The sequence below is a fragment of the Bacillus sp. FJAT-45066 genome (genome assembly GCF_002335755.1).
Lineage (GTDB): Bacteria > Bacillota > Bacilli > Bacillales > Bacillaceae_I > Bacillus_CD > Bacillus_CD alkalisoli.
Genome location: NZ_NISQ01000001.1, coordinates 3,561,431 through 3,587,198, shown reverse-complemented (window position 1 = coordinate 3,587,198; position 25,768 = coordinate 3,561,431). Strand labels below are relative to the sequence as shown.

Annotated in this window: 23 protein-coding genes; 11 read left to right on the top strand and 12 right to left on the bottom strand. The window is 36.7% G+C overall.

Features of this window, described 5'->3' with window-relative positions:
• The first annotated feature begins 194 nt into the window (after positions 1-194).
• Both CDZ92_RS17950 and CDZ92_RS17945 read left to right on the top strand, forming a co-directional pair.
• Entirely contained in the window at positions 195-692 is a 498-nt protein-coding gene (locus CDZ92_RS17950; RefSeq protein ID WP_096156569.1) for a hypothetical protein, read from the top strand.
• Between the two features lie 105 nt (positions 693-797).
• The gene (locus tag CDZ92_RS17945) at positions 798-1,160 is read left to right on the top strand and encodes a hypothetical protein (protein WP_096156568.1); all 363 of its coding nucleotides are present in this window, start codon (positions 798-800) and stop codon (positions 1,158-1,160) included.
• 346 nt (positions 1,161-1,506) lie between these two features.
• On the opposite strand, the gene CDZ92_RS17940 is transcribed toward CDZ92_RS17945, so the two are convergent.
• Complete coding sequence (locus tag CDZ92_RS17940) at positions 1,507-2,322, bottom strand: SGNH/GDSL hydrolase family protein (protein ID WP_096156567.1); 816 nt, start codon at positions 2,320-2,322, stop codon at positions 1,507-1,509.
• Positions 2,323-2,497: 175 nt separating this feature from the next.
• On the opposite strand from CDZ92_RS17940, the gene tagU reads away from it, so the two are divergent.
• Positions 2,498-3,409: a polyisoprenyl-teichoic acid--peptidoglycan teichoic acid transferase TagU gene (tagU, locus tag CDZ92_RS17935; RefSeq protein WP_096156566.1), complete on the top strand. Its 912-nt coding sequence runs from the start codon at positions 2,498-2,500 to the stop codon at positions 3,407-3,409.
• Positions 3,410-3,511: 102 nt separating this feature from the next.
• Here the strand turns inward: tagU and CDZ92_RS17930 are convergent, their stop codons facing one another.
• The 4 genes from CDZ92_RS17930 to CDZ92_RS17910 all read right to left on the bottom strand — a co-directional run bounded on the left by CDZ92_RS17930 (position 3,512) and on the right by CDZ92_RS17910 (position 6,668).
• Positions 3,512-4,285, bottom strand: a complete 774-nt coding sequence (locus CDZ92_RS17930; RefSeq protein WP_096156565.1) for a tyrosine-protein phosphatase — start codon at positions 4,283-4,285, stop codon at positions 3,512-3,514.
• Positions 4,286-4,479: 194 nt separating this feature from the next.
• Positions 4,480-5,073, bottom strand: a complete 594-nt coding sequence (locus CDZ92_RS17925; RefSeq protein ID WP_096156564.1) for a class D sortase — start codon at positions 5,071-5,073, stop codon at positions 4,480-4,482.
• A gap of 46 nt (positions 5,074-5,119) precedes the next feature.
• Complete coding sequence (locus tag CDZ92_RS17920; RefSeq protein WP_096156563.1) at positions 5,120-5,434, bottom strand: hypothetical protein; 315 nt, start codon at positions 5,432-5,434, stop codon at positions 5,120-5,122.
• Between the two features lie 421 nt (positions 5,435-5,855).
• A complete protein-coding gene (locus CDZ92_RS17910; protein WP_096156561.1) occupies positions 5,856-6,668 on the bottom strand; it encodes an N-acetylmuramoyl-L-alanine amidase in 813 nt (270 codons plus the stop codon).
• 237 nt (positions 6,669-6,905) lie between these two features.
• Between CDZ92_RS17910 and CDZ92_RS17905 the strand changes: the two genes are divergently transcribed.
• The 3 genes from CDZ92_RS17905 (at position 6,906) to CDZ92_RS17895 (ending at position 12,051) form a co-directional block, all read left to right on the top strand.
• Positions 6,906-7,394 (top strand): BsuPI-related putative proteinase inhibitor, encoded by a 489-nt coding sequence (locus CDZ92_RS17905; protein WP_096156560.1) that lies wholly within the window; start codon positions 6,906-6,908, stop codon positions 7,392-7,394.
• Between the two features lie 350 nt (positions 7,395-7,744).
• On the top strand, positions 7,745-9,268 hold the full coding sequence (locus tag CDZ92_RS17900; RefSeq protein WP_096156559.1) for a hypothetical protein: 1,524 nt from the start codon (positions 7,745-7,747) through the stop codon (positions 9,266-9,268).
• Complete coding sequence (locus CDZ92_RS17895) at positions 9,265-12,051, top strand: DEAD/DEAH box helicase (RefSeq protein ID WP_096156558.1); 2,787 nt, start codon at positions 9,265-9,267, stop codon at positions 12,049-12,051. Before CDZ92_RS17900 ends, CDZ92_RS17895 begins: the two co-directional genes overlap by 4 nt.
• Positions 12,052-12,350: 299 nt before the next feature.
• Here the strand turns inward: CDZ92_RS17895 and CDZ92_RS17890 are convergent, their stop codons facing one another.
• Positions 12,351-12,842, bottom strand: a complete 492-nt coding sequence (locus CDZ92_RS17890; protein ID WP_176483812.1) for a hypothetical protein — start codon at positions 12,840-12,842, stop codon at positions 12,351-12,353.
• Between the two features lie 409 nt (positions 12,843-13,251).
• Positions 13,252-13,638, bottom strand: coding sequence for a single-stranded DNA-binding protein (gene ssb, locus CDZ92_RS17885; RefSeq protein ID WP_096156556.1), 387 nt, complete (start codon positions 13,636-13,638; stop codon positions 13,252-13,254).
• 330 nt (positions 13,639-13,968) lie between these two features.
• On the opposite strand from ssb, the gene CDZ92_RS17880 reads away from it, so the two are divergent.
• Positions 13,969-14,400: a YwpF family protein gene (locus CDZ92_RS17880; RefSeq protein ID WP_096156555.1), complete on the top strand. Its 432-nt coding sequence runs from the start codon at positions 13,969-13,971 to the stop codon at positions 14,398-14,400.
• Between the two features lie 91 nt (positions 14,401-14,491).
• Here CDZ92_RS17880 and CDZ92_RS17875 read toward each other — a convergent pair whose 3' ends face one another.
• The 3 genes from CDZ92_RS17875 to CDZ92_RS17870 form a co-directional block, all read right to left on the bottom strand.
• Positions 14,492-15,355, bottom strand: coding sequence for a processed acidic surface protein (locus CDZ92_RS17875; protein WP_176483811.1), 864 nt, complete (start codon positions 15,353-15,355; stop codon positions 14,492-14,494).
• Between the two features lie 129 nt (positions 15,356-15,484).
• Complete coding sequence (locus tag CDZ92_RS20135) at positions 15,485-15,631, bottom strand: hypothetical protein (protein ID WP_157842666.1); 147 nt, start codon at positions 15,629-15,631, stop codon at positions 15,485-15,487.
• Between the two features lie 789 nt (positions 15,632-16,420).
• Positions 16,421-19,366: an EAL domain-containing protein gene (locus CDZ92_RS17870; protein WP_096156553.1), complete on the bottom strand. Its 2,946-nt coding sequence runs from the start codon at positions 19,364-19,366 to the stop codon at positions 16,421-16,423.
• Positions 19,367-19,593: 227 nt separating this feature from the next.
• Here CDZ92_RS17870 and CDZ92_RS17865 point away from each other — a divergent pair, with 227 nt between their 5' ends.
• The 3 genes from CDZ92_RS17865 (at position 19,594) to CDZ92_RS17855 (ending at position 22,903) form a co-directional block, all read left to right on the top strand.
• Positions 19,594-21,951, top strand: coding sequence for a PAS domain S-box protein (locus CDZ92_RS17865; RefSeq protein ID WP_096156552.1), 2,358 nt, complete (start codon positions 19,594-19,596; stop codon positions 21,949-21,951).
• 86 nt (positions 21,952-22,037) lie between these two features.
• Positions 22,038-22,244: a hypothetical protein gene (locus CDZ92_RS17860; RefSeq protein WP_096156551.1), complete on the top strand. Its 207-nt coding sequence runs from the start codon at positions 22,038-22,040 to the stop codon at positions 22,242-22,244.
• Between the two features lie 242 nt (positions 22,245-22,486).
• Positions 22,487-22,903 (top strand): hypothetical protein, encoded by a 417-nt coding sequence (locus CDZ92_RS17855; RefSeq protein ID WP_096156550.1) that lies wholly within the window; start codon positions 22,487-22,489, stop codon positions 22,901-22,903.
• Between the two features lie 62 nt (positions 22,904-22,965).
• On the opposite strand, the gene CDZ92_RS17850 is transcribed toward CDZ92_RS17855, so the two are convergent.
• Positions 22,966-23,457: a VanZ family protein gene (locus tag CDZ92_RS17850; protein WP_096156549.1), complete on the bottom strand. Its 492-nt coding sequence runs from the start codon at positions 23,455-23,457 to the stop codon at positions 22,966-22,968.
• A 209-nt stretch (positions 23,458-23,666) separates the two neighbouring features.
• Here CDZ92_RS17850 and galE point away from each other — a divergent pair, with 209 nt between their 5' ends.
• Complete coding sequence (gene galE, locus CDZ92_RS17845) at positions 23,667-24,680, top strand: UDP-glucose 4-epimerase GalE (protein WP_096156548.1); 1,014 nt, start codon at positions 23,667-23,669, stop codon at positions 24,678-24,680.
• A gap of 88 nt (positions 24,681-24,768) precedes the next feature.
• On the opposite strand, the gene CDZ92_RS17840 is transcribed toward galE, so the two are convergent.
• Entirely contained in the window at positions 24,769-25,767 is a 999-nt protein-coding gene (locus CDZ92_RS17840) for an ABC transporter permease (RefSeq protein ID WP_096156547.1), read from the bottom strand.
• Between the last annotated feature and the right edge of the window lies 1 nt (position 25,768).

The window sequence follows — 25,768 nt, the reverse complement described above, 5'->3', positions numbered from 1 at the left end:
ATATTGTATGACTACTATACGAAAAACGAATGATAGCATCGAATTCTGTATTTACATATTTTAATAAACGAACATATTATTTCGTATTTCACTGAAATATTCGTTTTTCATTAAACGAACCGTAATAATGAAATGAATTGATTGATTAAAAAGTTTCTTTTTTGCCAATAATTTTAGTAAAGGAGGGACTCGAAATGAGAATGTATTTATTACTAGTTTTACTGTTTATTGCATTAATTATTTCAACACAAACAAGTTCAAGTTTCATAGCAAAGCCAATGGAAAAACGAAATGAAACGTCTTACTTAATAAAAACAGTACCTACAGAAAGCTTTTTGCACGAAGAAAAAGTGGTAGAAGTAACTGCTCATCAACGTGAAATAGTTCAAGAAATCGATCGCAACTTTAGTAGTAAGCTAGAGAAGATAGAATTAACGTATGCTGTAGAGTTAGTAAAAATAAAAGAAAAATTACGTGAATATCAGACAGCAGCATTAACTGTTACTTCTTCTAAACAGATTGCCACTACTTATAATGAATGGACGGAATTAGTAGAAGAGGAAAAAATGGCGTATGAAGAATTATTTGATGAATGGGAAAATGAATTAAAGAAGAATAATTTACCATATAACAGGGTAATAGATTATCGTAAGGAAAATGCTAGAATGAAAAACTACTTCGGAAATTTATAAATTCTTTACAGTAGCTTGGCGTGCTTGTTAATAGAGTTTGGTATTTTCTTTCGCTAGATTACATAGTATATACTAATAAACTTGTTTAGAAAGAGGGAGAGAGCGTTGGCTGCAATTACAGAGAGAATTTTACCATATATAAGGAAGATAAAAGTTCATGAGGTCGATTGGGGTGCTATTAGTGAGTTTTTCCATTCTTTTTGGATTAGGTCGATAATCCTTATTGGGTTATGTCCTATTTTTATTGCTATCCCTTCACTAACCTTTTTGTTGGCCAGAGATCATGGTTCTATTAGTATGTATTTACTTTCTTTTATTTTATTAGTTCCTTGGATACTTATACCTTGCTTGTTCATCTTGCATATTTCTAACCGAACGAAGCAAGGACAGATTTTAGCGTATTCAGCGAGCGGACTGTTTTTTATTACTTATATTATATGGATTGTTGTTTTAGGTAAGTTTTGGTAAACGAAAAAGAGGCTGGGTAAAAACTAAATTAATATAAGTAAAATACGAACATTAACACTAATAAATCAAGGGTATTTCGGATCTTTTTATTTTTTCAAAATGGAATTTTACATTCTTAACTTTCCAGCAGGTGATTGGAGCGCAAGCCGAAGACTCCTGCGGGAAAGCGTGTTAAGTGAGACCCCACAGGCGCTTGCGCCGAGGAGGCTCACGAGACCGCCCGCGGAAAGCGAAGGCTTGCGCTCCAATCATCTGCGGCATTAGAAAAGTTCCGTTACATTATTACTTCCTTACATATTATCATTTGTCTTTATATATAAATAGTTTTGTCCCAATCCCTTTTCCTTTACTCTTCCTTTTTGAGAAAATAGTCCATAATATATTGCGCCCATGCGTCATGGCCGATTTGATTCGGGTTAGAGCGGTCTGAATTTAAGTAATTTAATACTTCCTCATCTGTATATTCTGGCCAATTTTCCCAATGATTTAAATATATATAACCTTGTTCTAATGCATATTCTCTTAATGTTTCTTCTTCCCCGGGGTAAAATCTAGCATTATGTATTGGGATGGATGGTTGTAAAAGAACAAGTACATTTTCATTTAATTGTTGAAAGTCTTGTATCATTGTTTCTAAGTTACTAAGTCTTCTTGGTACTGCAATAAATCCGTTATCATTAATGGTAAAAGGTTCTAATAGAATTATATCTGGTGTGTTTGTAATAGTATTAATATGTAAGTTTTCATGTAGTACTTCGTTACTCCTCTTACCTTCGAGTTCAACTACGGAAACAGTAAAAGTGTTACCGTACACCTCATCTAGCTCTTTTTCTACTATTTCATGCCAGACAGTATATTCGATAGAGCTCAAACCTTTAGAGCCGATAATCACTAGTTCTACTTTCTTATCATTAGCAATTCGATTTACAAGCAATTCTCGTAAAGGAGAGTCTAACTTTCTTGCATAGTCTAATGGCGTTATTTCTTCCGTTTGTATCGGTTTTTCCTTTTCCACTGGCTCTACAGATGTTGTATTTTCCTTATTTATAGTTGCTTGTGTTGCTGTTGCTGCACTTTTCAGCTTATTGTTCCATTGTATTTGTCCGAAAACTAATGCACCTAAACAAACGAATGCAACTATTATCACAAATATGTTCCTCATTTTACCACCTCTACCCTAATATACTAAAAAAAGTAGTACTTTTTCTACAAAATAATACAAAATATATAAAAATACGGAACTTTTTCACTGGAAATCCGTTATATATATTGTGTTATGATGTAGAACTGAATATAATCATAATGAATTGTAAAATTACAGTTAAAGGAAGCTGATTATGTTAGAAGCATTCAAGAAGAGAAAAGTACTTTGGACGATTGTCGGAATTTTTAGTGTAGCAACTATCGCTGTCGGAATATACGCATTTACAATATATAAATCATTAGAACAAACAGTAGCTAGCATGCACGAACCATTAAATCGTGATGTGCCACAACGTGTTGATTTCAAGAAAAAAGAACCTCTATCTTTCTTAGTGTTAGGTGTGGACGAGCGCCCTGGAGACCGTGGTCGTTCGGATACGATGATTGTATTGACGGTTAACCCAAATAAACAATCTGTACAAATGCTTAGTATTCCACGCGACACACGTACAGAAATTATTGGTCGTGGTTATTTAGATAAAATCAACCATGCTTATGCATTTGGCGGTGTAGAAATGTCCGTAGATACAGTCGAGAACTTTTTAAATATCCCGATTGACTATTATTTCAAAGTTAATATGGATAGCTTCAAAGATATCGTGGATGCAGTTGGCGGAATTACTGTTAATAACCCGTTAGAGTTTACACAAGGTGGGCAAAGATACAATAAAGGACCGATCGAGCTAGATGGAAAAGGCGCATTAAATTTTGTTCAAATGCGTAAGCAAGACCCGCGTGGTGACTTCGGTCGTCAAGAGCGTCAACGTTTAGTCTTAAAAGGTGTTATTGATAAAGGAGCAAGTTTTTCTTCTATTACTAGATTTGGTGATATTTTAGATGCTTTAGGAAATAACATTAAAACAAACTTAACATTTGACGAAATGGTAGAAGTTCAAGCAAACTACAAAGAATCTCGCCATGACTTAGTTCAGCACGAGATTAAAGGAACTGGACAAACAATCGATAAAATTTGGTATTTAGTAGTACCGGAGGAAAACCGTTTAGAAATTTCTAATACACTACGTGAACATTTAGAACTAGATTAAGAATGTCCCCTTATGAGTGTGCTGCACTTGTAAGGGTTTTTTTAGTAGAAAAAAAGAGCCTACGCCTACGAGAAGGCCGAGACTCTTAAATGATTGCTACACTTAAATGTTAAAAACTCCAAACAACTTCTTCTTTTTCACTCGCTCTGGTGCTTCTTTGTAGATTGTTTCGCCTTCAACTAAAAGTTCGGCATTTTCCATGAACATGTATCTTATGCTCTTTCCGTACTTAGCTTCAATTTCTTCATACGCTTCGGCTAAGAAAAAGGATCTCGTTTTAATGTTATGAGCATCCGATGCAATGAAATGCGTTAAATTTGCTTCGATTAAGTTATGCGTGAATTTTTTTATGTTCTTCCCAAACTTCCCTACTAGACTAGAAGCGGTGATTTGTGTGCATGCCCCTTTTTTCACTAATTGGTAAAGTTTATCTGGATTAGAAATGAATTCGGCGTTGCGCTCTGGGTGAACGATGACTGGAATTAAACCGTTTAGTTGTAAGTCAAACAACAACTTTTCTGTATAAAGTGGTACAGAATTGGAAGGTAATTCGATGAAGATGTACTTTCCATTATCATTAGCTGTTAGAATGGACCCCTTATTATATTCCGCAACTAATTCACCAATAATCCGGCACTCTTGTCCAGGTAAAATGGTGAGATCTATTCCTTCCTTTGCTAAACGTTCGTTTAATTCTATTACTTTATTTAATATTGTCATTTTATCGTTTTCAAAACTACCATTTAAATGATGCGGAGTAGCAACAATCGTTGTTATCCCTTGTTTAACAGCCTCTCGCGCCATTTCCACACTTTCTGTCATATGGCTAGCTCCATCATCTAAAGAAGGTAGTATATGGCAATGAATATCTATCATATGACCTACTCCTCGACCTAGTCTTTTTTACTATCTTAATAGTAACATAGTGAAATAATTATTTCATTAGCATCTTATGTCTAGTTTTGTCGAACTGTTGTGGGAGTTTATAACATTATTCTAATATAGTCTAGACCCTATCACTTGTTGGCCTAAAAGAAAAAGCATGTACAGTATAAATGCACATGCTTTTCTTAAGGTTTTTTCGGTTTAGCATATAGAATATATCGGTCTGGTGCATTTCCGACAAAACTAAATGGATAGCATGTCGTTAATAGTAAATCTTCTTTTTCTTTTTGTAATGTAATAATAGATAGATCATCCGCATCCACTATTTTATAATCATAAATTTCGTAAACGAAATCACCATACGGCATTGCGACAACAAATTCGTCGCCCATTTGCAGTTCACCTAGTCTTCTAAAAACAGTATCACGATGACCAGACAATACAATTTGCCCAATTTCTCCAGGGTACGATGAACCTGTGTAATGGCCTACCCCTTTTTCAAGGTCATCTGGATCTGTACCCGCAACGATCGGTAGTTTGGCGTTAATTCTTTCAATTTGTAATAATCCAACAACATCTCCGAACCCTGGATTCCAGTCATCCGGTTTTGTTAATAAATCGTCTCCATTGGCACTAGCTCTATTGGAGATTATATCTAACGCAACTTCCATCGCTTGCTCTGTCTTTTTGTCCATTTTTATTTTTTCAAATAATCCGTATCCAACAAAAGAAAGCCCAGCAATGATAAAAATAATGGCAACTGCCATGCTCTTTTTCATTTAACTACCCTCCGATTCTTTTCTTTCATTTAGTATAAAGCATTGATTAGAATGTAGAAAGTACGTCTGCAAATTTCATCATTAAAAATGGGAGACTGGCAGCAAGTAAATGACAAACAATTAGCGCAACATGATAAAACTTTTGTCGTGGTATTTTTAGTAACAATGGGATTAAGATGAGAGCTAAACCGATTAAGCTAATGTATGTATAATATTGTGATCCTAGTTCGTTTCCAAATCTGATAATGAGATAGAAATATCCAACGATACTAACGTTATAAAGTAGTAATAATAAAGACAAAATAAAGCAAAGGCCATTAAATACTTTTTTGACATTTTCTAATGTAAATATACGTCTCATTGATTGTTCATCCTTCCAGTAGTGCTTTATGTACGAAATATTCTAAATTTATATTACTTTTATCATATAAATTATTTGGGTGAATGACAATGGTTTTCTTTTTTATATGCTATCTTAAAGACCGCAGTTGATTTCCGTGCAAGGCTTCGCTTTCCGCGGGCGGGAAAAAGGAAGGTTATTTTCACTGTCGTGAAAAAACCTACTCCTCGACGCATTCGCGCCTGCGGGGTCTCCCGTTTCCCGCTACTCCCGCAGGACAAGGAAGGCTACGGCAGCGATTCATCGCACGAAGAAAATGCGGTAGCATTTTCGAGGAGTCTCAGCCTTGCACGGAAATCAACAGCTAGATTATTATATACATTCGCATCATTCATTAACTATTCCCAATAGAAAAAGAGGCTGCCCCTATTCAGCCTCTTTTCTATCTTCTTTCGAATGCAATGAATGTGTCAAAGCCGTCTGTCCTTAGTCGTGTGGCTAGGTTTTCGGCGTTTCGTTTTTCTGAGAAAGCACCTACTTGCACTTTGTACAGTCCTTGATCTAAAAAGACGAACGTGCTGTAGCCTCTGCTTTGTAAACGGCGCTCTAGATCGGTTGCATTTTCTTTTGCTCGGAATGCGCCAACTTGCACTTTGTATAGACCACTGCCTGGAGGTCTAGTGACTCCGCCAACTTGCGGCCTTAGTCTTAGATTATAGTAAGCTACTAAACCGTCAACAATTGCTTTTGCACATGTGCGACGATAACTTTCCGTTTTTAATAATTGTGCTTCGGGATAATAGGTCATGAAACCACATTCACAAAGGATAGCTGGCATGTTCGTTTCTCTTAAAACATGGAAGTTCGCTTCTTTCACACCTCGGTCTTTTCGTCCTGTCGCTTGAATTAATGAACGGTGAACCGTTCTTGCCACTCCAATCGACCTTGAGCTTGTCACATTGTGCACATACGTTTCTATTCCTTGAGCTGTATTCCAGCCTCCATTACCAAAAGCATTTGCGTGAATTGAGACGAATACATTTGCTCCCCAGCTGTTAGCTCGGTTCGTTCTTTCTTGAAGTTGAACATCTCGTTCATCTGAATGTGTGAACAACACTTGCACGTTTTCATACCGCTGTAGTTCCTCTCGAGCGTAAATGGCAACAGCACGATTAAATTCATATTCCCGCATACCATCTGGCGTTCGTTTACCTGCCGTTTGATAACCATGACCTGCATCTAATACAATTTTCACACGCTTTCACCTCTTCATCATCTATTTTTACTACAGTCTATTCCCATTCACCTGAACTGGTTTCATAATTGGGTTTATGCCCAATGCTGAAAGGGAAAAACTAAGTTGTAACCTTGTAACCTTTTATACTAAATCACGTCTAAGTTTTCAAAGGGACAAACAAAGTGTTTTCCATCTTATCTACTAGCCATATGGAACATATGCTTTATAAAAAAGAATGAAACTGGAGGGCTAAACATGAAAAAATGGGCGTTTTTATCCATAATATTTTTACTAATTCTTTCTGCATGTGGGACAGGTTCCACTTCACCAACGGAACAACCCCCTACAACTGGTAGCGGAGAAGAAAAGCGCAAAGAAGTAGAAGATCCAAGAGAAGTGTCAGAGGAATTACAAAGTACAGCTGAGTTTAAAGGAGAAACATTTATTTTTACAATAACGAACGAAACTGGCGGAGATGTTGATATTGTCTTTTCTTCTGGTCAAGAGATTGATTACATTGTGTTTGATAGTAATGGTGCAAAAGTGAAACAACTTTCGGACGATATGATGTATACGCAAGCTATTAGAGAAACATTATTAGCCGAAGGCGATTCGCTAACGTATGAAGTTCCAATGGAAGAAGTGACAGATGACTTACCGAACGGTTCGTACACCATTACATTTATATTCACAGCGGATAAACATACAGAAGCTACAACAGACTTCAACATCGCGATCGATTAATTACACGCTGCACGGTTGTTTAACTCTCTCAAAAAACCTATAATAAAAAGAAGGGCTCCGTCCCACAAACAAGGTCTACCTAACATGTAGGCCTTTTCCTTTGGAAATATAAAAAATCAAATTTAATATTTGGGTGTTTTAGTGTTTTTTCAAACCCATAACTAGCTGTTGATTTCCGTGCGAGGCTGAGACTCCTGCGGGAGAAGCGGGGTGCGGGAGACCCCACAGGCGTTTGCGCGCCGAGGAGGCTCCCGACCCGCCCGCGGAAAGCGAAGCCTTGCACGGAAATCAACAGCGGTCTTCAACGCAGACTATAGAAAAAGGACGAACCACAAGGGGTGAAAAGTAAAATGGATCAGTTTGCTACATTATTAATGGAAGAATATCCGCTAACAAACACCCATAATCGTGAACTGTTAAAAAACGGGCTCCAATTATTCCGGGAAAATTCGGTCATAAATGCATACGAAGAAGGAACGAACATTTTCGGAAAAGTTCGCGATCGCTCGCAAGTTCGTCACGTTTTAATGGACAGTGACTTATTGGAACTTAGCCGCTGTTCCTGTGGAGCAAACACCATTTGCCAACACCAAATAGCGGTTTTCGTGTCCATTTGGGCCGAAACAAAACCAGTATCCCAATTAATCGAACAATGGAAACAAGCCGGCTACAATAACACGATACAAAATTTAGTTTCTACATATAAGGAAGACTCCTTAAAAAGTTGGCTAACCTTCGTCAACGCAGAACATGAACAATTTAAACGATCGATGCCGCAAAATAACACATATTTAACTGGCATCGTCCACGTTTTTTATCACCAAATCCTTAAAAAAGCGCCAAAAGTTGCGGAAATTAGTCCGCTCTTCAAAGTGCATGCTGCGATTTTTTGCATGGAACAAGTGATAAAGGAAGAAGAACATCATCCTCGTGCTTACATCGAAAGTGTATTAAATCATTTTGTTGAGCTTGCAGAGAACGAAACGCGTGCTTTACTTCATCACGCGATGTCCTTTGGGCTTGATGACTTATTAAAAGAAAGTAGAAGTATTGCACGTGAATTTTACCTATCTGAAGACGAAGCGTTCCTAAAACAAAAGTTTATGATGTTCGAGCAACTTTGGAGCGATGTTTATTCACGCCGTAATTGGACGTCAGCTGAACTAGCTGAATTAACAGGTGTAAGTTTACCTGTTACATTAGCGAAAATACATATGAATTTTCTATTAAAAAAAGACAAAGAAGCCATCTCCCTACTGAATGAGTTAAACGACGAAGCAGCCCCTTTTGTTTTTTATTGGCTTGCAAAATTAGCAGAGAAAAACGCTTGGAAACAAATGATGGATTGGCTTGAACAGACAGATAAAATGTTGTTTGCCTATATTCATAACGAGCCTGGCTATTACGAAAAACGCAGGCTAGCTGGGAAGTTGTTAAATTATATAAATGAAGCGACAAACGAAACAGAGAACGACGCTTTTTACATACACGCATTAGAAAAACTAATGCCATATAGCTACAGAGAGTTTGAATGGCATCTGTTTGAAACGGAACAGTTTTATCATTGGACAGATTTGCAGTTATGGTTAGGTTTTGATATTAGTTCGATTGATTCCTATAAACTAAAAGAAATTATGAAAACACGTCCTGCTGCCTTACTTCCGCTCTATCATCAATGTGTGGAGAAAACCGTGGCTGAACGGAATCGTAAAAGCTATAAGTTAGCTGTGAGATATTTGAAAAAGCTACAGCAAATATATAAAAAAGAAAAAAAGCTACACGTATGGGAAACATATTTTGAGCAATTCCAACAACGAACGAAACGCCTTCGTTCTCTCCAAGAAGAAATGGTTAAAGGAAAGATTCTTACATGATAAACAATTTATTAATCCAAACAAATTACATAGAAGATACGAACCAGTTTTTCTTGTTTGCCGAAGATAACGGACGTGTTGTTGCTCCGGAACAGTACGTTTCCTTTTTATTTACGTGGCATGAAAGTTCTTTCTATGGAACGAACGTAAAAATAGAAAGCTTTGATGGGGTAAACGGTATCTTTATCTCTCCTTACGAAGCATTGGAACTTTTTACGGATATGAAAGAAAATTCCTTTTTCCATGTGGAGTGGTGTGATCAGTCAGAACTTTTTAGACTACTCGCTCCGACGATGACTCAATTTTTAGAAGAAAAGATGATAGAGCCTGATTTTCGTTCATGGAAGCACGGAGCGTTTCAGTTTACACTCACCGAAGATGCACATGCTTACATAGAAAAAAATAATCTATTGTCCCCTCGTTTATCTTTTTTAGAAGAGTGGCTTACTTCTGTTATGTTTGAGTTATTAAAGGAAGAAAAGGTTGAGTTTTTACGACCATTTTGGCCGAGTGTGGAAAAGTTCTCCCTCGCATTATTAGAAGACGAAAAGTTAAGAGAGTTGTATCAAGAGAAAGAAGATTGGCTATGGGACATTGGCTGGTATAAAGATACGACTCCGTTTACTGTCGGCTTACGGATTGTGGAGCCAGAAGAAGATGAAGTGGATTGGAAGTTAGAAACACTATTAAAAGATAAAAAGTCAGAAACGTTATATGTTTACGGTGTTGACCGATTGCCAGCTAAATATAAAGGCGCGTTGGATAGTGTTGTGCGAACGTACAATAAATGGGCGCATGTGACACCAACCCTATTTACGGCAGGCGACATAAAAGGTTCGTTAGCGGAAGATTCGGCGTGGCATTTTCTCATAGAAGATAGTGAGAAGTTAATGCAAGTTGGAGCGTTTATTTTGTTGCCTTCGTGGTGGCAGGCTGTAAGGGAGTCGCGCTTGAAGGTGAAGGCGCGGGTAACGACGCCGAAAGTAAGTGGAAAGTCATTTGTCGGTTTGCAGTCGCTCGTGAACTTTGAGTGGCGTTTTTCTACTAAAAATAAAGAGTTGTCTGAAGAAGAGTTTTTGGCGCTTGTCGAACAGAACCGTCGTCTTGTACGAATTGGAGGAGAATGGGTCGCGCTTGATCCTTCGTTTATTCAGCAAATTCGCAAAATGATGGAGGAAGCGGAGCAAAACGGGATTTCGTTTGAGGATTTGATTAAAAATAGTGCGCAGTCTGGCGTGGGTGCGGACGGTTTGGATGACAACGCAGTTTCGGATATGACGATCGAAATGACGGGTGAAGTGCAAAAGCTTTTCAAGAAGTTGTATGAAGGAAAAGAAGTGCAATCATTTGTTACACCAGCAGGGTTTCAAGGTGAGTTAAGGCCGTACCAGCAGCACGGGGCTGGATGGCTCATGTTTTTGCGAAAGTATGGGTTTGGGGCTTGTTTGGCCGATGATATGGGACTTGGGAAGACGATACAGTTGATAGCGTACTTTTTAACGTGTAAGGAAGAAGGTGTGGATGAGCCTGTCCTTATTGTTGCGCCAACTTCTGTGCTTGGTAACTGGCAGAAGGAACTGGAAAAGTTTGCGCCATCGTTGAATGTTATGTTGCATTACGGCGGGAATCGTGCGAAAGGTGACCGTTTTGTTGAGTCCATTCAAGGTGCGGACGTTGTGTTAACGTCGTATGCAATTTCTTATTTAGATGTCGAAGAGTTAACACGTGTTCGTTGGTCGACGGTTTGTTTGGATGAGGCACAAAACATTAAAAATAGTGATACGAAACAGTCGCAAGCTGCCCGAAAGTTGCGGGGCGAACATCATATTGCGTTAACAGGTACGCCGATGGAAAATAGATTGGCGGAACTGTGGGCGATTTTTGATTTTATTAATCCAACGTATCTCGGTTCTTTAGGTGCGTTTCATCGTCAGTTTGTTGTGCCGATTGAGCGGGAGCAAAATAAAGAAAAAGTAGGTCAGTTACAAAAGTTAATTCAGCCATTTTTATTGCGTCGAACGAAAAAGGATGAGCAAGTGGCGCTTAATTTGCCTGACAAACAAGAGCAAAAAGAGTATTGTCCATTAACGGTGGAGCAGGCATCGATTTATGAGCAGTTAGTGAAAGAGACGTTAGATCAAGTGAATAAGTTAGCGGGAATTCAGCGTCGCGGGCTAGTGTTGAAGATGCTTGGGCAGTTAAAGCAAGTGTGCAATCATCCTAGTTTGTATTTGAAAGAGACTGAGTGGCGTGATTTGGTTTCTCGTTCTAATAAGATGGAAAAGCTTGTAGAGTTAGTGCAAAACATTGATGAGCGTGAGGAAAGTTGTCTCATTTTCACCCAGTATATTTCGATGGGTAATATGATTGTCGATACGTTAAGTGAGTTGCTTGGTGAGAAGGTGGAGTTTTTACACGGAAGTGTTGTAAAGGGTAACCGCGACAAGTTAATTGAACGATTCCAAGCTGGCGAGTTTAAAGTGCTCGTTTTGTCGTTAAAGGCTGGTGGAACTGGGCTTAACTTAACTGCAGCAAATCATGTTATTCATTATGATCGTTGGTGGAATCCTGCGGTGGAAAATCAAGCTACAGATAGAGCGTATCGAATTGGACAGAAGCGTTTTGTACATGTGCATAAGTTTATTACAACAGGTACGTTAGAAGAGAAAATTGATGCGATGATTGATAGTAAGCAGTCGTTGAATGACCAAATTATTACGAGTGAGAATTGGATTACGGAGCTTTCCAATGAAGAGTTGGCTGAGTTGTTAGTGTTAAGGTAACGTTGATGGTTGAGGCTGGGACAAAAAAGCCTTGGGAGTTCATTTTGGCTTTGAAATTTGTTGTCTTTGAACTTCATATGGCTTATGAAGTTCATTTTGGCTTTGAAATTTGGTGTGATTGAACTTCATAAGGGCTATGAAGTTCATTTTGGCTTTGAAATTTGGTGTGATTGAACTTCATAAGGTTTATGAAGTTCATTTTGGCTTTGAGATTTGTTGTTGGTGAACTTCATACGGCTTATGAAGTTCATCTTGACTTAATAATTTCTTATGATTGAACTTCATAAGATCCTTGATGTTTATTTCGGGTTAAGAATTGGGAAGTTTCCTTGTGTTAAGTGAAGGATTTTGTTTTCTTTTTTTATGTATATCCTATTCAACAAGTCTAGTATGGTAGCTGGCTTTACTTTTTCTTCGCTTTCACATTTGATATAGGATCGCTTATTTTTTCGCCAGAAATAAGAAGAAACCTTAACTTTTAACGAGTCTAAGTCAATATTTAATTGGATTATATGGCCAGATAGGTCAGTAGCACGAAATTGTAGTTCTACTGCACTTGCATAGTAGGAGCAAAATTTCGATAAGTTGCTCTCCCCTTCTTTTGCCTCTTCTCCGTCTTTTATCCATTTCGTCAAATAGGTTGCCTGATAAAAGGCTTCCGCAATTTGGCTGCCCCGCTCTATCTGCGTATCTTGTAGTTCAATAACAAATACACACACTTCATTTCTATTACTTTTCCTCACTACATCCTCATGATGAAAATTTACAGAAGATAAATAATACTGCAACAACGCCACTCTCCTCATACAATAGCTTCTATTAATCAGTATTTGATAAAACAAAGAAGAATAGAATGATCCATAATACGACAAGTTTTTACCTTTTTCACTCTAATAATATGTAAAATATACCATACAAGCTGAATATTTTGCACTATTTTTTCTGAATTTTTTTACAATTACGCTACTTGAATGGTAAAAGACGGATGGTCCTTATGCATTTGGATGTACTTTGACTAGACCATCCTTAAACAAGTGGGGGGGTGAGGATCCTTTTCATCTTTTGAGGAATTGACTATTTTGGAAAAGGAAATTCATAATGACATACGAAGAGAAGATAGAATTGGTAGGCAAGTGATCTTCTCTTCTTTGTCAGTAAGCAAATAAGTTACATACAAGTTAGTGGACCTAAACCGTATTTTTACACATGTATATGTTGCTTTGTTTCTTCTACTCGCTTCGATTCTTCACGCTTTTCTTCTGATCGCCGCTTTCTTTCTAAAAACCGCACAGAGTCTCCAATCACTTCGGTTACATAGACTGTTGCGCCTTTTGAATCTTCATACCGCCTCGTTTGAATTTTACCAGTTACTCCCACCAGCGAACCTTTTCTACAATGGTTCGCTGTATTTTCAGCTACTTTATTCCATAATCTTATGGAAATAAAATCAGCCTCCACACCTCCAGATTGGTTTCTAAAACCTCTGTTTACTGCTAAACTAAACAACGTTACGGCAGTTCCATCACTCAAATACTTGAGCTCTGGATCTTTTGTTAATCTTCCAACAAGGATCACATTATTTATCAATCGTCATCCTCCTTTCTGTTTAAATGAAACTGCTCTTTTATCATATGACCATTGGACTATTCCGTAAAATACGCTATTATTTTAATCCTACTGGCAGTTTTCTATTTTTCTGATTAAAAATAGCACTTTTAGAAAAAAATGTAGAGACAAACAATCAATTCCTGCTAATTTTTATAATATTTCGACAAAGTTACATAGATGATTTACAGTTCTATTATGTTATAATCAAACTAACAATTGGCCGAGCTGTAGGCTCATTCGGTAGTGGAAAAAAGTTCTCGCAACGCGGGTGCTTTAACCACCGATTACCGATCATTTAGGAGGGATAAGATGAAGACATTTAAGCTAGTTGCTTTAAGTTTTGTAGATGGGGAAGAGATTGAGAAACTACCTTTAGAAGACGGACTTATTATAAATAAAGAGTTCGGTGGTGAAAAATGGTTAATCGAGGCTTATTTGCCATCAGAAACAACAGAACTGTTTCGTGAGTATGAAGGCACAAATGAATTAGTTCACTTGCAAGCAACGATTTCAAAGCCAACAAATGATCCAGCTAATTTCCAAGTAACTGTTAAGTCTATTTCCGAAATGAATGATCACATTAGCGTACTTTTCGATGCACAACTTTTCCGTCGCACGAACAATTTCCACGAGAAAGTGTTAAAATCTTTGTTAGACGAAGGTTTAACTGGTGAAGAATTAGTCGTTCAATTTAGAGAAAAAGTACAAGAAAAACCGACATTGCAAACACAAGGGAAATAATTATATAGATAAAAAAAGTTGGACAGTCTAAATAATAAACTGTCCAACTTTTTTTGTTAATAATGTGGATAAGTTGTGTGTAACCTGTTTGTTACTTTTTCAAAAAGAAAAAAGAAGCCAGTAAAAACGCGAATCCTGTTAATAAATTCTGTGGATAAGTAGTAGCTGTATCCGGCATACGACTTCCAAACAACTCAGAACTTAATTCCATCGCCACTTGTGCTACATGCACCAACTCCTCACTTGCATTAGAAAGAAAATTCTCTGAAAGCACATTCTCTGGCAATGTCGCAGTCGCAATTAACTCCTGCTCTTCATTATAAAACCTAGCAATCACGTTACTCGCTTCTGTAATTTCATCTCTACTAATTCTATTTAATCCATTTGTTTCATCCTGTGTATAAAACTCTACATTCACTTGAAATGTGTGTAAAAGGTTGGACCAATTCGGACTTTCTTTTATCTCAGAGAGCTTTGCAGTTAAATGCGAGTTATTCAATCGCAACAAATGTTGAAAGATTTTGTGTGCTTCTTCTTGTTCAAAACCCATCGAAACGAAAAAGTCTTCTGCTCTGGCTACCTCTTCCTCATGTGTTAAATAAAAATCTACCGCGATATCTAAATCTTCTAAAAAAGTATAGTCTTGAATTTTTTCACCAAAACGAGCAAGCATAATTTCTAATTCCTCTTCCGTAATGTCGTATGATTGAAGCAAATCATGTAGGTTCTCTTTTGTAATTGGTGTTCCAAGTTCTGATTTTAACTGTTCAATATCTCGAAAATCAGCTAACTTTACATGATAAAAATCTAAGTACTGCTGTAAGTCGTATTCTGTCCACCCAATTTCATCGAGATATGTTTCTACTTCTTGATCTGAAGGTGCTGCAAATGTCTGTAATGGTAGCTGTAGTAATAAACAAAAGGTTGCAAACAAAATAATAACAATACGTTTCATAAAGATTCCTCCTGCATTTGTCATATTGTTATTATTTTCTATTTATGAAAATTTATGTTGTTAAATAAAATAAAAAGGGTTCATAGAACTAGGAAGTTTTCCTAAGTCTATGGACCCTTTTTAGCTATTTCACTTATATATTTCTTTTAGTTTTTTTCCAATCTCATCTACTAATTCTTTCGCAGAAATATTATGATCTTCTGTGCCTTGTTGGTAAGCATATAATAACACTTCTAATATATCATTAGTAGATTCTAACTTAGTATCCGCTCTCAATCATTACACCACCTAATAATTTACAAAATATACTTAATATAATACTATATTCCTATTTGTATATGCAATCTATTTTTTACACGAATCTACAAAAATAGCAAATCTCTTACAAAATATATACCCAATCTATTTAAATCTAAATCCATAAAAAAACTTGAGGCTGGAACATAACTAAATAAGTTCCCTGCCACCCCGTTTTGTACTGTTTTTTCACAAGTTAAATTTGCATATTGGATTTTCAAAGAATTTGAGCCTGTCTTTGCTTCAAGTCCCCCCTAATTATCAAAATGGTGATTTAAGTAACATTTTTACCGTGTATTTGCAAAGAATTGCCCCATTTATATATATTTCTTTAGAAAGTAAGTCAAGATTAATAGGTATAGAGTGTAAAATTATGCAAAAGAGTAGTAGAAAGAAAGTTTTATCGGCGATAATACGGATTTTATCGGCGAAATTTGGTAGTTTATCGGCGAAAGTAAGAGCTTTATCGGCGAAAAACGCAAATCTATCGGCGAGGGCTTCTGGTTTATCGGCGAAAGCTATATTATATCAGCGATAACTATATTTTATCGGCGATAACTGACATCGATAAAAAAACAATACAATCTGAGTAGACAAATAGTGTCCACTTTTTCAGTGGCCACCACGCTTTCCCGTAGGTGTCTTTAGCTTGCACTCCAATCATCTGCTAAGAAAGTAAAAAAATCCGAATTATTCCTTTAAATTAGGAATATTGTTCGGATTTTCCTACTCTTCATATACTTCTGTCCCAACCTCTAGCTTCTAAAGCTAACTTTCTTTCACTTTCTTTAAAAACGTCCAAACGCTCTCGTCAATGGTTCTGGAATTTGGTATCACAAGTGTTTGTTTTAATTGAAGCATAACTCGATTCAATAGTTTCGATAGTTTTTCTCTTTCGTTTTCATCTATTAAAAACTCAACACCATAGTAGTAATAATTGTCTGCAGCTTCTTGTTTCCAAACAATTTTACCAGGATACTCTATTTTTTCGCCGTTAATCTCTGTACCAATTCTTAATATTAAGTCCGGTCGAACTGGCAATTGAATATGAGAAAGAAAGCATGAGCCACCGAGCCCGATATTTTCCATCGCAACAAGCATCTTTCCAAGATCGACACGTTTACCGTTAATTTCTACAACCGTCATATCCGATTCTAAATGAGGATCTAAATCAATACGGAGAAATTTTCGGCGTTCACTATTAACAACTTCTTTCCTGTCATCATTCGGAGTGATTTTTTTCTTCACAAGCATCGGTGTAAAATCGCTTGCTGGTATCGGTTTACTGAAAATGTACCCTTGAATAATTTCGCAACCTTTTTGTTTTAATAATTGTAGTTGTTGTTGTGTTTCTACTCCCTCTACTACAACGTCAATGTTTAGCCCTTTTCCAATTAAAAGGAGCGAATCTAGAATGATGGCACTTTTTTTACACTCTTCCACATCTTTTATAAAACTTCGATCAATCTTTAATACGTCTAAGTCTAACCCCTTTAGCCTTGTCATAGAAGAGTAGCCTGTTCCGAAATCATCTAGCGCTATTTTGATGCCTAATTCACGTAACTCCTTTATACTTCTTAGCACAAGTTCTTCGTTATGAAACAAAGAACTTTCCGTTATTTCAAATTCCAGTAAATCACCAGGAATATCGTACGTTTTTAACAGTTTTTTTACCGTTGACACTAATCCTTTCCGTAAAAAACGGAAAGGAGAAATATTAACAGAAACTGGTACTACCGGAACGTCATCATCCAGCCATTCACGTATTTGCTTGCATACCATTTCAATAACGAAGTCACCCATTTCATGAATTAACCCTGTTTCTTCAGCAATCGGGATAAATTCACCTGGTGAAACCATGCCCCACGTCGGATGTTCCCAACGAATAAGCGCCTCCGCTCCAACTAGTAAGTTATTGCGCGGTTTAACTTTCGCTTGATAAAAAACCGTCAGTTCACCGTTTGTGAGTGCTTTTCGCATATCTCTTTCTAACGTATATTGTTGGTATACTTTTACGTTCATGTTTTGTGTGAAAATTTGATAATCGTTCTTTCCTAATTCTTTTGCTCGGTACATGGCAACATCGGCGTTTTTCATTAATGTCGCCTTGTCTTCCCCATCCACCGGGAATACTGTCACGCCAATACAACAAGATAATACAAGCTCAAACTCGTCTACAACAAATTGGTGTCTTACTTTTTCCAATAAATGTTGAGCAATATCATGAAGCTCGTCCCGTTCTTGTATGTGACGGAATATTAAGATAAACTCGTCTCCGCCTACTCTTGATACGAAATGACCCGCTTCTTTATATTCATTTAGTCGATCTGCTATTTCTTGTACAACTTTGTCTCCAATTGTGTGTCCAAGTGTATCGTTAATATATTTAAAGCGATCCATATCTAAAAATACGACAGCAAACTTTTCTGAAGTGCTACGAGCATCGATAATAAGCGTTTCTAATTCTTCTTCTAAAGCACGCCTGTTAGGTAGGCCAGTTAAGAAGTCTTCCTTCGCTATCATTTCTACTTTATGTAGCAGTTCTTTTAGAGCCGTAATGTCGGTTATAACGCCATTTATTCGTAACACTTCTCCGACATCGTCCAACGCAGGTGTAGTTTGGTCTAACAACCATTTCGTTTCCCCATTTGGTAACACAACCCGATATTCATGTTCGACCGATTTACCGAAATGAATTCTTTCTTGTGTTGCATCAAAGGAAGGCAAGTCTGATTCATGTACTAAGTCTCGCCACCTAATGTTTCCGGACAAAAATTCTTCTATTGGTATGTCTAAAATCGTTTCTACACCTGTAGAACAATAGACGATAGCGTTGGTAGCCACATCATACGACCATATTCCTAAATCTAAACTTTCGTATACTAGTTTTGTGTCTTTTTCTTTTTGTGCTAGTTCTTGTTCTGCATTTCTTTGTTCTGTTACATCATATATGGTACCAATTAGCCTGCTTTTATTGCCCGCTTCATTAAATAAAACGTCCGCTTGTTCATTCACAATTGCCACTTGGCCGTTTGGCTTCATAATTCGATATTCAATACTGTAACTTTGTCCTGTTGCTTTTGTTTCGAGTAATTGTTTCTCATATACTTCTCGGTCATCAGGATGAATTATTTTCATTATCGAAATTTGTGGTTTGTTTCCACTTGGAATATCAATTCCAAAAATCTCGTAAACTACTTGTGACCAGTATGATTCTTTTGTTTGTAAATCGTATTCCCAACTTCCAACTTTTGCGGCTGTTTGCGTTTGTTTTAACGAGTATTTAATGGTTTCAAATTTATTTTGCAATTTCTTTTCTTCTGTAATATTACGAACGATAGAGCATACCCCAACCGTTTGCCCTTCTGTTGTAAGTGGAATGGTCACAATATTTACTTCTACAATAGATCCACCTTTATGTCTCACTTGTGAATTGAATTTTTGCGGGGTTCCGTCCATGGTGTCTTGAAATCGCTTTGTCACTTCATCTGTATTTTTCACTAAAAAATTTGTATAAGATCCTACCAACTCTTTATTTGGATAACCAAATAAATTCGTAGTAGCCAGATTTGCTTGTTTTATATTTCCTTGGACATCTATCATTAATACAGCGTTTGGGTGGTGAATAAAAAATGATTGGAATACGTCCCCTTCCAATTCATAGTTCTTTTTTTCATCTAGTTTATTAAAAATCTTCGACACGATCTTTTTCAATGTTTTCACCACTTTACAGCAAGATTGTTATATCAATATACTATAAATCAATTCAGATTTAATAGTTCTTTTTTACTACTTAAAGATTATTTTCTTATTGTAATTTCATCATATACTAATATTTTACAAAGTTCAAAAAATAATAGGAAAATTGCAAAATATTCTCTATAATAATAATATGACTACTGAAAAATTTGTCGATTTTATTACGAAGCGGGGTGTACGAATTGGGTGATAACACATTCTTTTCCAACTATTTTGACCAAATGGATGAAATGGTCTTTTTAATAGAATATAAGGATGGCAAACTTTTGTACGCCAATTTAAATAATGCCGCGAAAAACTTGTTTGGTGAAGGATTTATAGGTAAAAAGTTCGAGGATGTATTATCTGCATCCTCTTATCAACGATTTAGCGAATATTACCTCGATTGTATTAGGAGAAAGGAACGTGTTGTTTTTACCGGTTTAAACCCGTTTCTGTTAAATAAACCTTCTTCAGAGACCATTATAACGCCGATTATAAAAAAAGACGGTACGTGTTCGGAAGCAATCGGCATAACAAAGAACATTGAAAGCCTTAGAGAACAACAAGAAGACTATTTATTTATGAAATCTTTCTTAGATTCTACCTCTGATGCTATATTAATTATCGGTACAGATAATAAAGTTGTTAGAGCTAATCAAGCATTTACAGAAATGTTTGAATGGACTAACGAAGAATTATACGGAAAACATTGGAATGAAATTGATTTAATTCCAGATGAAGAAAAAAAAGGCGTTAGTCAAATTAAACACTCTTTACGTAAGTTTATTAATATTCCAGTAATCGAAACAAAACGATTAACGAAGTCAAAGAAGGAAGTTTCAGTTTCTATTAGCTACTCTCCCTTAACAAACGAAAAAAGGGAGCTTGTTGCTTATTCGATGATCTATCGTGACATGACAAACATTATTTCATTAGAAACACAATTAGAATGGAGTAATGAGCATTACAAGTCATTATTTGAAAATAATAGTCTAGGTGTTTTCATGTTAAATCCGGAAGGTGTCATTGAAAAAATGAACCCTGCTTGTGAAAAGATTTCTGGTTATTCAGAAGGAGAATCCCTTGGATTTAACTTTCAACACGTTTTATCCAAAGCAAAAGACCATGACATTATTAAGAATAGAACGATTACAGATTTTCAATTAAAAATAGAACATAAACTTGGACATATTGTTCATTTAGAATGTAAAACGGTTCCCATTATTATAGACCAACAATATAGAGGAACTTATGTTATAGCAGAAGACGTGACCAAGAAGTTGCGTGCAGAAGAAATGCTTCAAAAGTCGTTACAAGATTTACAAAATATGAAAGCGGCACTAGATGCATCAGCAAATGTAACGATTACTGACACGAAAGGTATTATCACGTATGTAAATGATAAGTTTTCTGAAATGTCTGGTTACGCTCCTGACGAAATTATCGGTCGTACTCATCGTATTGTCAATTCTAATTATCATTCGAAGTCTTTTTTTGAAGATATTTGGGAAACCATCTCATCAGGGAATGTTTGGAAAGGTGAAATTCGCAATGTGAGAAAAGATGGAACATATTATTGGGGCGATACGACCATTGTACCACTGTTTGATGTAGATGGCTCAATCACTCAATATGTGGCGATACGTTTTGATATTACTGCGAAGAAGCAAATTAGTGAGGCGTTAATGCAAAGTGAGAAGCAATATCGACTCATTACAGAAAACTCTCAGGATTTAATAAAAGTTGTAAACACAAACAAAAAAGTAACGTATGCTTCTCCTTCTTTTACTCACGTATTAGGAATTCCGCATGAAAATATGGTCGGAGAAAGTATGTTATTTGGGGTCTGGGAAGAAGACATTCATATTCTTGACGAGTGTCATAAGAAATTATTGGCAACACGTGAGCCAACTTCCATGGAATTCCGCTATTCGAATAACCTAGGGGAGCCAGTATGGGTGGAAGTAAAAGTTACGCCAATTGTACAAGAGGAGAAGATTGTTTCTTTCATTTCCACTGGCCGAGTGATTACGGAAAGAAAACAGTTTGAAGACAAATTGTGGCACAATGCGAATCATGATAGTTTGACAGGTTTGCCGAATCGTAGAATGCTAGAAAATGTATTTAATGAATCGTTAGAGCATGCTAGTGACGATGACATAATGGCGATATTATTTTTAGATTGTGATAAGTTTAAGCAAATAAATGATGCGTATGGGCACGACGTTGGCGATGAGTTGCTAATAGAAATAGGAAAGCGCTTAAAAACAGAAATTCGCGAAAATGATATGGCTGCTCGGTTAGGTGGAGACGAGTTTGTTGTTCTATTGCGGAACATTCAAAGCAAGGAGCATATTGAGCTTGTTGCTAACCGATTAATGGCAGCATTGCGCGAGCCGTACGTTTTAATCAACCATACTCTCCATGTCACGTTGAGCATAGGAATTTCATTATATCCACAACACGGTAAGTCTGCGAAAGAGTTATTATTACAAGCAGACGAATTGCTGTACAAAGTAAAAAAAGAAGGAAGTAATGGGTTTTTGATAGCTAAATAATTTTTTATATACTATCCTCTAAAGTCTTCTATCGCATAATATAAATACATGGAAATGTTAGATGTCGGGCATAGGAGGCCTATGTGATGTTGGAGAAATTCAAAATTACGCTCTATGGTATTTTAATTGGATTCGTCGTTTCTCTACTTTATTCTGTTTATGTTTATTTTTCTGATCCAAATTGGGGCGATTTAACCTCAATTGCAAGCTTTATCGTGTTGTTCCCGACAACCGTATTGATCGCTTTAGTCGTTCAGGTTGGGTATTTTATTTATAAGAAAAGGAATAAATAAGTTATGTATGCCCCTTATCGAGGGGTTTTTTTGATGGAAATTAGTTTAATGTATTATACTTGAGTCCGCTTCATAATGTATGACTACTATACGAAAAACGAATGATAGCATAAAATTTCGTATTTATAACCTTAATAAACGAAAATATTATTATGTATTACACTAAAATGTTTTTCATTAAACGAACCGTAATTATGAAATTGATTCACTTATTAAAAAAGTCGAAAGGAATGTAGTAGCTTATGAAAGGTTTCTTTATTACCATTCTTATTTTAATTGGGTTTGGCTTTGGTGCTTATAAGTTAGGACATCTGTATATAGAAAATAAAGTAACAGATTATGTTGGAAGTGATTTAGTAACGAGTGGAGATTTAGCTCTGGCAAAGGAATTTGTATCTAAGAGTCCAACACTAAAAGCATATATATCAGAAGGTGCCGTTGTAGAGACCGAAAATCTCGCTTTTCAAACAAAAGAAGAAGCCGCCATTGTAGTAATGCGGAATCTGAAATTCTCTGAAATTCAAGAAATCACTTCATTAACTCAAGATGAACTAACAGAAGAAAAGGTGTTAGATGTGTTAGATATGTTAGAACTCCGTTTAAGTGAAGAAGAAATAACCGCTTTAAAAGCTGTTGTGTACAGGGAATTATTTGAATAATGGTTATTTTTAATCTCGGTTAGTTATAAAAAGTCTATCTGTTGAGATAGACTTTTTTACTATTATTGTGTATTTGTTTTGCTTTTTCTTAATGGTTTTCTGCCTAATAATATTAATAAGTGAAATGTAAAAATACCCACTGCAGCACCAGCACTGTCTATGATTACGTCTCTTATCTCACCACTTCTACCCGGAACAAATAGCTGATGCACTTCGTCTGAAATAGCATATAGTACACAAATGATAAAAGCTAACACTATTTGTTGTTTTCCTCGTAATTTACTAGATTGATAGAGCGCATTTGTAACAAGAACACCTAAGATCAAATAAGCAAGAAAATGAGCATTCTTTCGAATTAAATGACTTACCGTATCCCTATTTATCGATACATTTGGCAAGACTTTCTCTACTGTTTCTATCACTGCATCCGTAATTCCACCGCTTAGTTGGCTTGATTGCTCTGCTGGTTGTGCAGACAAAAAGAAGATTAAAAACATCCAAGCTACCACTAGTAACCAGGAAAAAGCTCGTAGCCATTTTATATGAATTTTCATTTAAAAACATCCTTCTTTTATTACACATTTTCTGCAAGGTCTTGCCACTTGTAGATATCAAGTATATCATTTTTAGAAATTTTTTTGGACTCGAAGTAGTAAAATAGTTTCATAATATAATTCAGTGGTACTCTTTTACTTATATTATCTTATGTATTAAAATGGAAGAGGTAGAATATCAGAATGAAAGTAGATAGGGGGCCGTTTGTTTGGCTATTTTAGTTACTGGTGGGGCTGGGTATATTGGAAGTCACACATGTGTGGAATTGTTAGAAGCAGGTTATGATATTGTTGTGTTTGATAACCTTTCAAATAGTAAGACAGAATCTTTGAAGCGTGTGAAAGAAATAACAGGGAAAGACTTTTCGTTTGTAGAAGGCGATATTCTTGATAAGGGTGCTTTGGAACGAGCTTTTAAAGAGCATTCTGTTGAATCAGTCATCCATTTTGCAGGATTAAAAGCAGTTGGAGAATCGGTGGAAAAACCGCTTTATTATTACCATAATAATGTGACGGGAACGGTGAATCTTTGTGAAGTAATGGCTAAGTACGGAGTGAAAAACATTGTTTTTAGTTCTTCCGCAACTGTTTATGGTATGCCAGATACGGTACCAATTTCTGAAGATCTCCCTTTAAGTGCAACGAATCCATATGGACGTTCAAAATTAATGATTGAAGAAATTTTGCGTGACCTTTACGTGTCTGATAATGAGTGGAGCATTTCGCTACTACGTTACTTTAATCCAATTGGTGCACATGAAAGTGGACGTATTGGGGAAGACCCGAACGGCATTCCGAATAACTTAATGCCATTTATTACACAAGTGGCAGTTGGAAAACTTCCTCAGCTACAAGTGTTTGGTGACGACTACGCTACTGTTGATGGTACAGGAGTTCGTGACTATATCCATGTTGTTGATTTAGCGAAGGGCCATCTAAAGGCATTAGAAAAAGTGACAGGGACTACTGGCGTTGCAGCTTATAACTTAGGTACAGGAAAAGGGTATAGTGTACTTGAAATGGTTAAAGCGTTTGAAGAAGCATCCGGTTGCGATGTTCCTTATCGCATTGTTGCTCGCCGCCCAGGTGACATCGCCGAATGTTATGCAGACCCAAATAAGTCTCAAGAAGAGCTTGGCTGGGTTGCGGAAAAAGGGTTAGAAGAAATGTGCCGCGATTCATGGATATGGCAAAAGAATAATCCGAACGGGTATGAAGAGTAAGTTAAAACAAAGCAGTCGATAACGAATCGACTGCTTTGTTTTTTATTGATTATTGACAGGTGCCAGGCACCACCCGAATTTTGTCGAATTATTTTTTGTAGTAGGTTAGTAGGAGTGCGAAGGCGAGGACGGATCCTTTGACGATGTCCATAGCGTAGTATGGAACAGACATCATGACTAAGCCATTAGATAGTACTCCGATTAATACTGCCCCGACGAAGGTACCGAATGCGTTCGGTTTTCCTGCTCCAAGTACCGCAAAGCCAATGAAAGCTGCTGCAACGGCGTCCATTAAGTATGGGGAACCAGCATTGATTTCTGCTGTCATCACTCTTGACGCCAGCACGATTCCACCGATGGAAGCAAATAACGCTGACAAAAGGTAAGCAACCGTTTTGTACCGATTGACTGGTATGCCTGATAAACGAGCCGCCTCTATATTTCCTCCGATGATATACATGTATCGACCGTGTTTCGTATAGTTTAAAAACAAATGTACAGCCACAACGACAACTAGCATAATAATGATAATCCATGGCACTTGGCCAATTTTTGCAAAAGATGAACGGATTGCGCCTTCAGCAAATGTGCCATCTGGCATAATCATGTTCTGCGATATCGTGGCACCTCTCGTATACGTTAAGGCAATTCCTTGTATAATAAACATCATTGCTAGCGTTAACAACATGTCTGGAATTTTCCCTTTTACAATCAAAAACGAATTCAACGCACCAACAATTAATGCAGCCAAAATCGCCGCACCGATTGCCACTAGTGTATTTTGAGAAAACCAAACAAACATCGAGATAACAACTGCATTAGACAGCGATGCCACAGAACCGACTGATAAGTCAAATCCATTCACTGCTAAAGAAATCGTGATTCCTATCGCAATAATCGTGACAATCGAAATGGACCGCAAAATACTTATAATATTGTTCGTTTGAATAAATGCTGGATTCGCCCACGCAAACACTAAGACAAGCACAACAATGGTCAATAATGTTCCATATTTATAAAAGAATGCAAAAAAGTCCAACCTCGCTTTTGATTGTACTTGTTTTTCTGTTTCCACTTTGGCACTCATG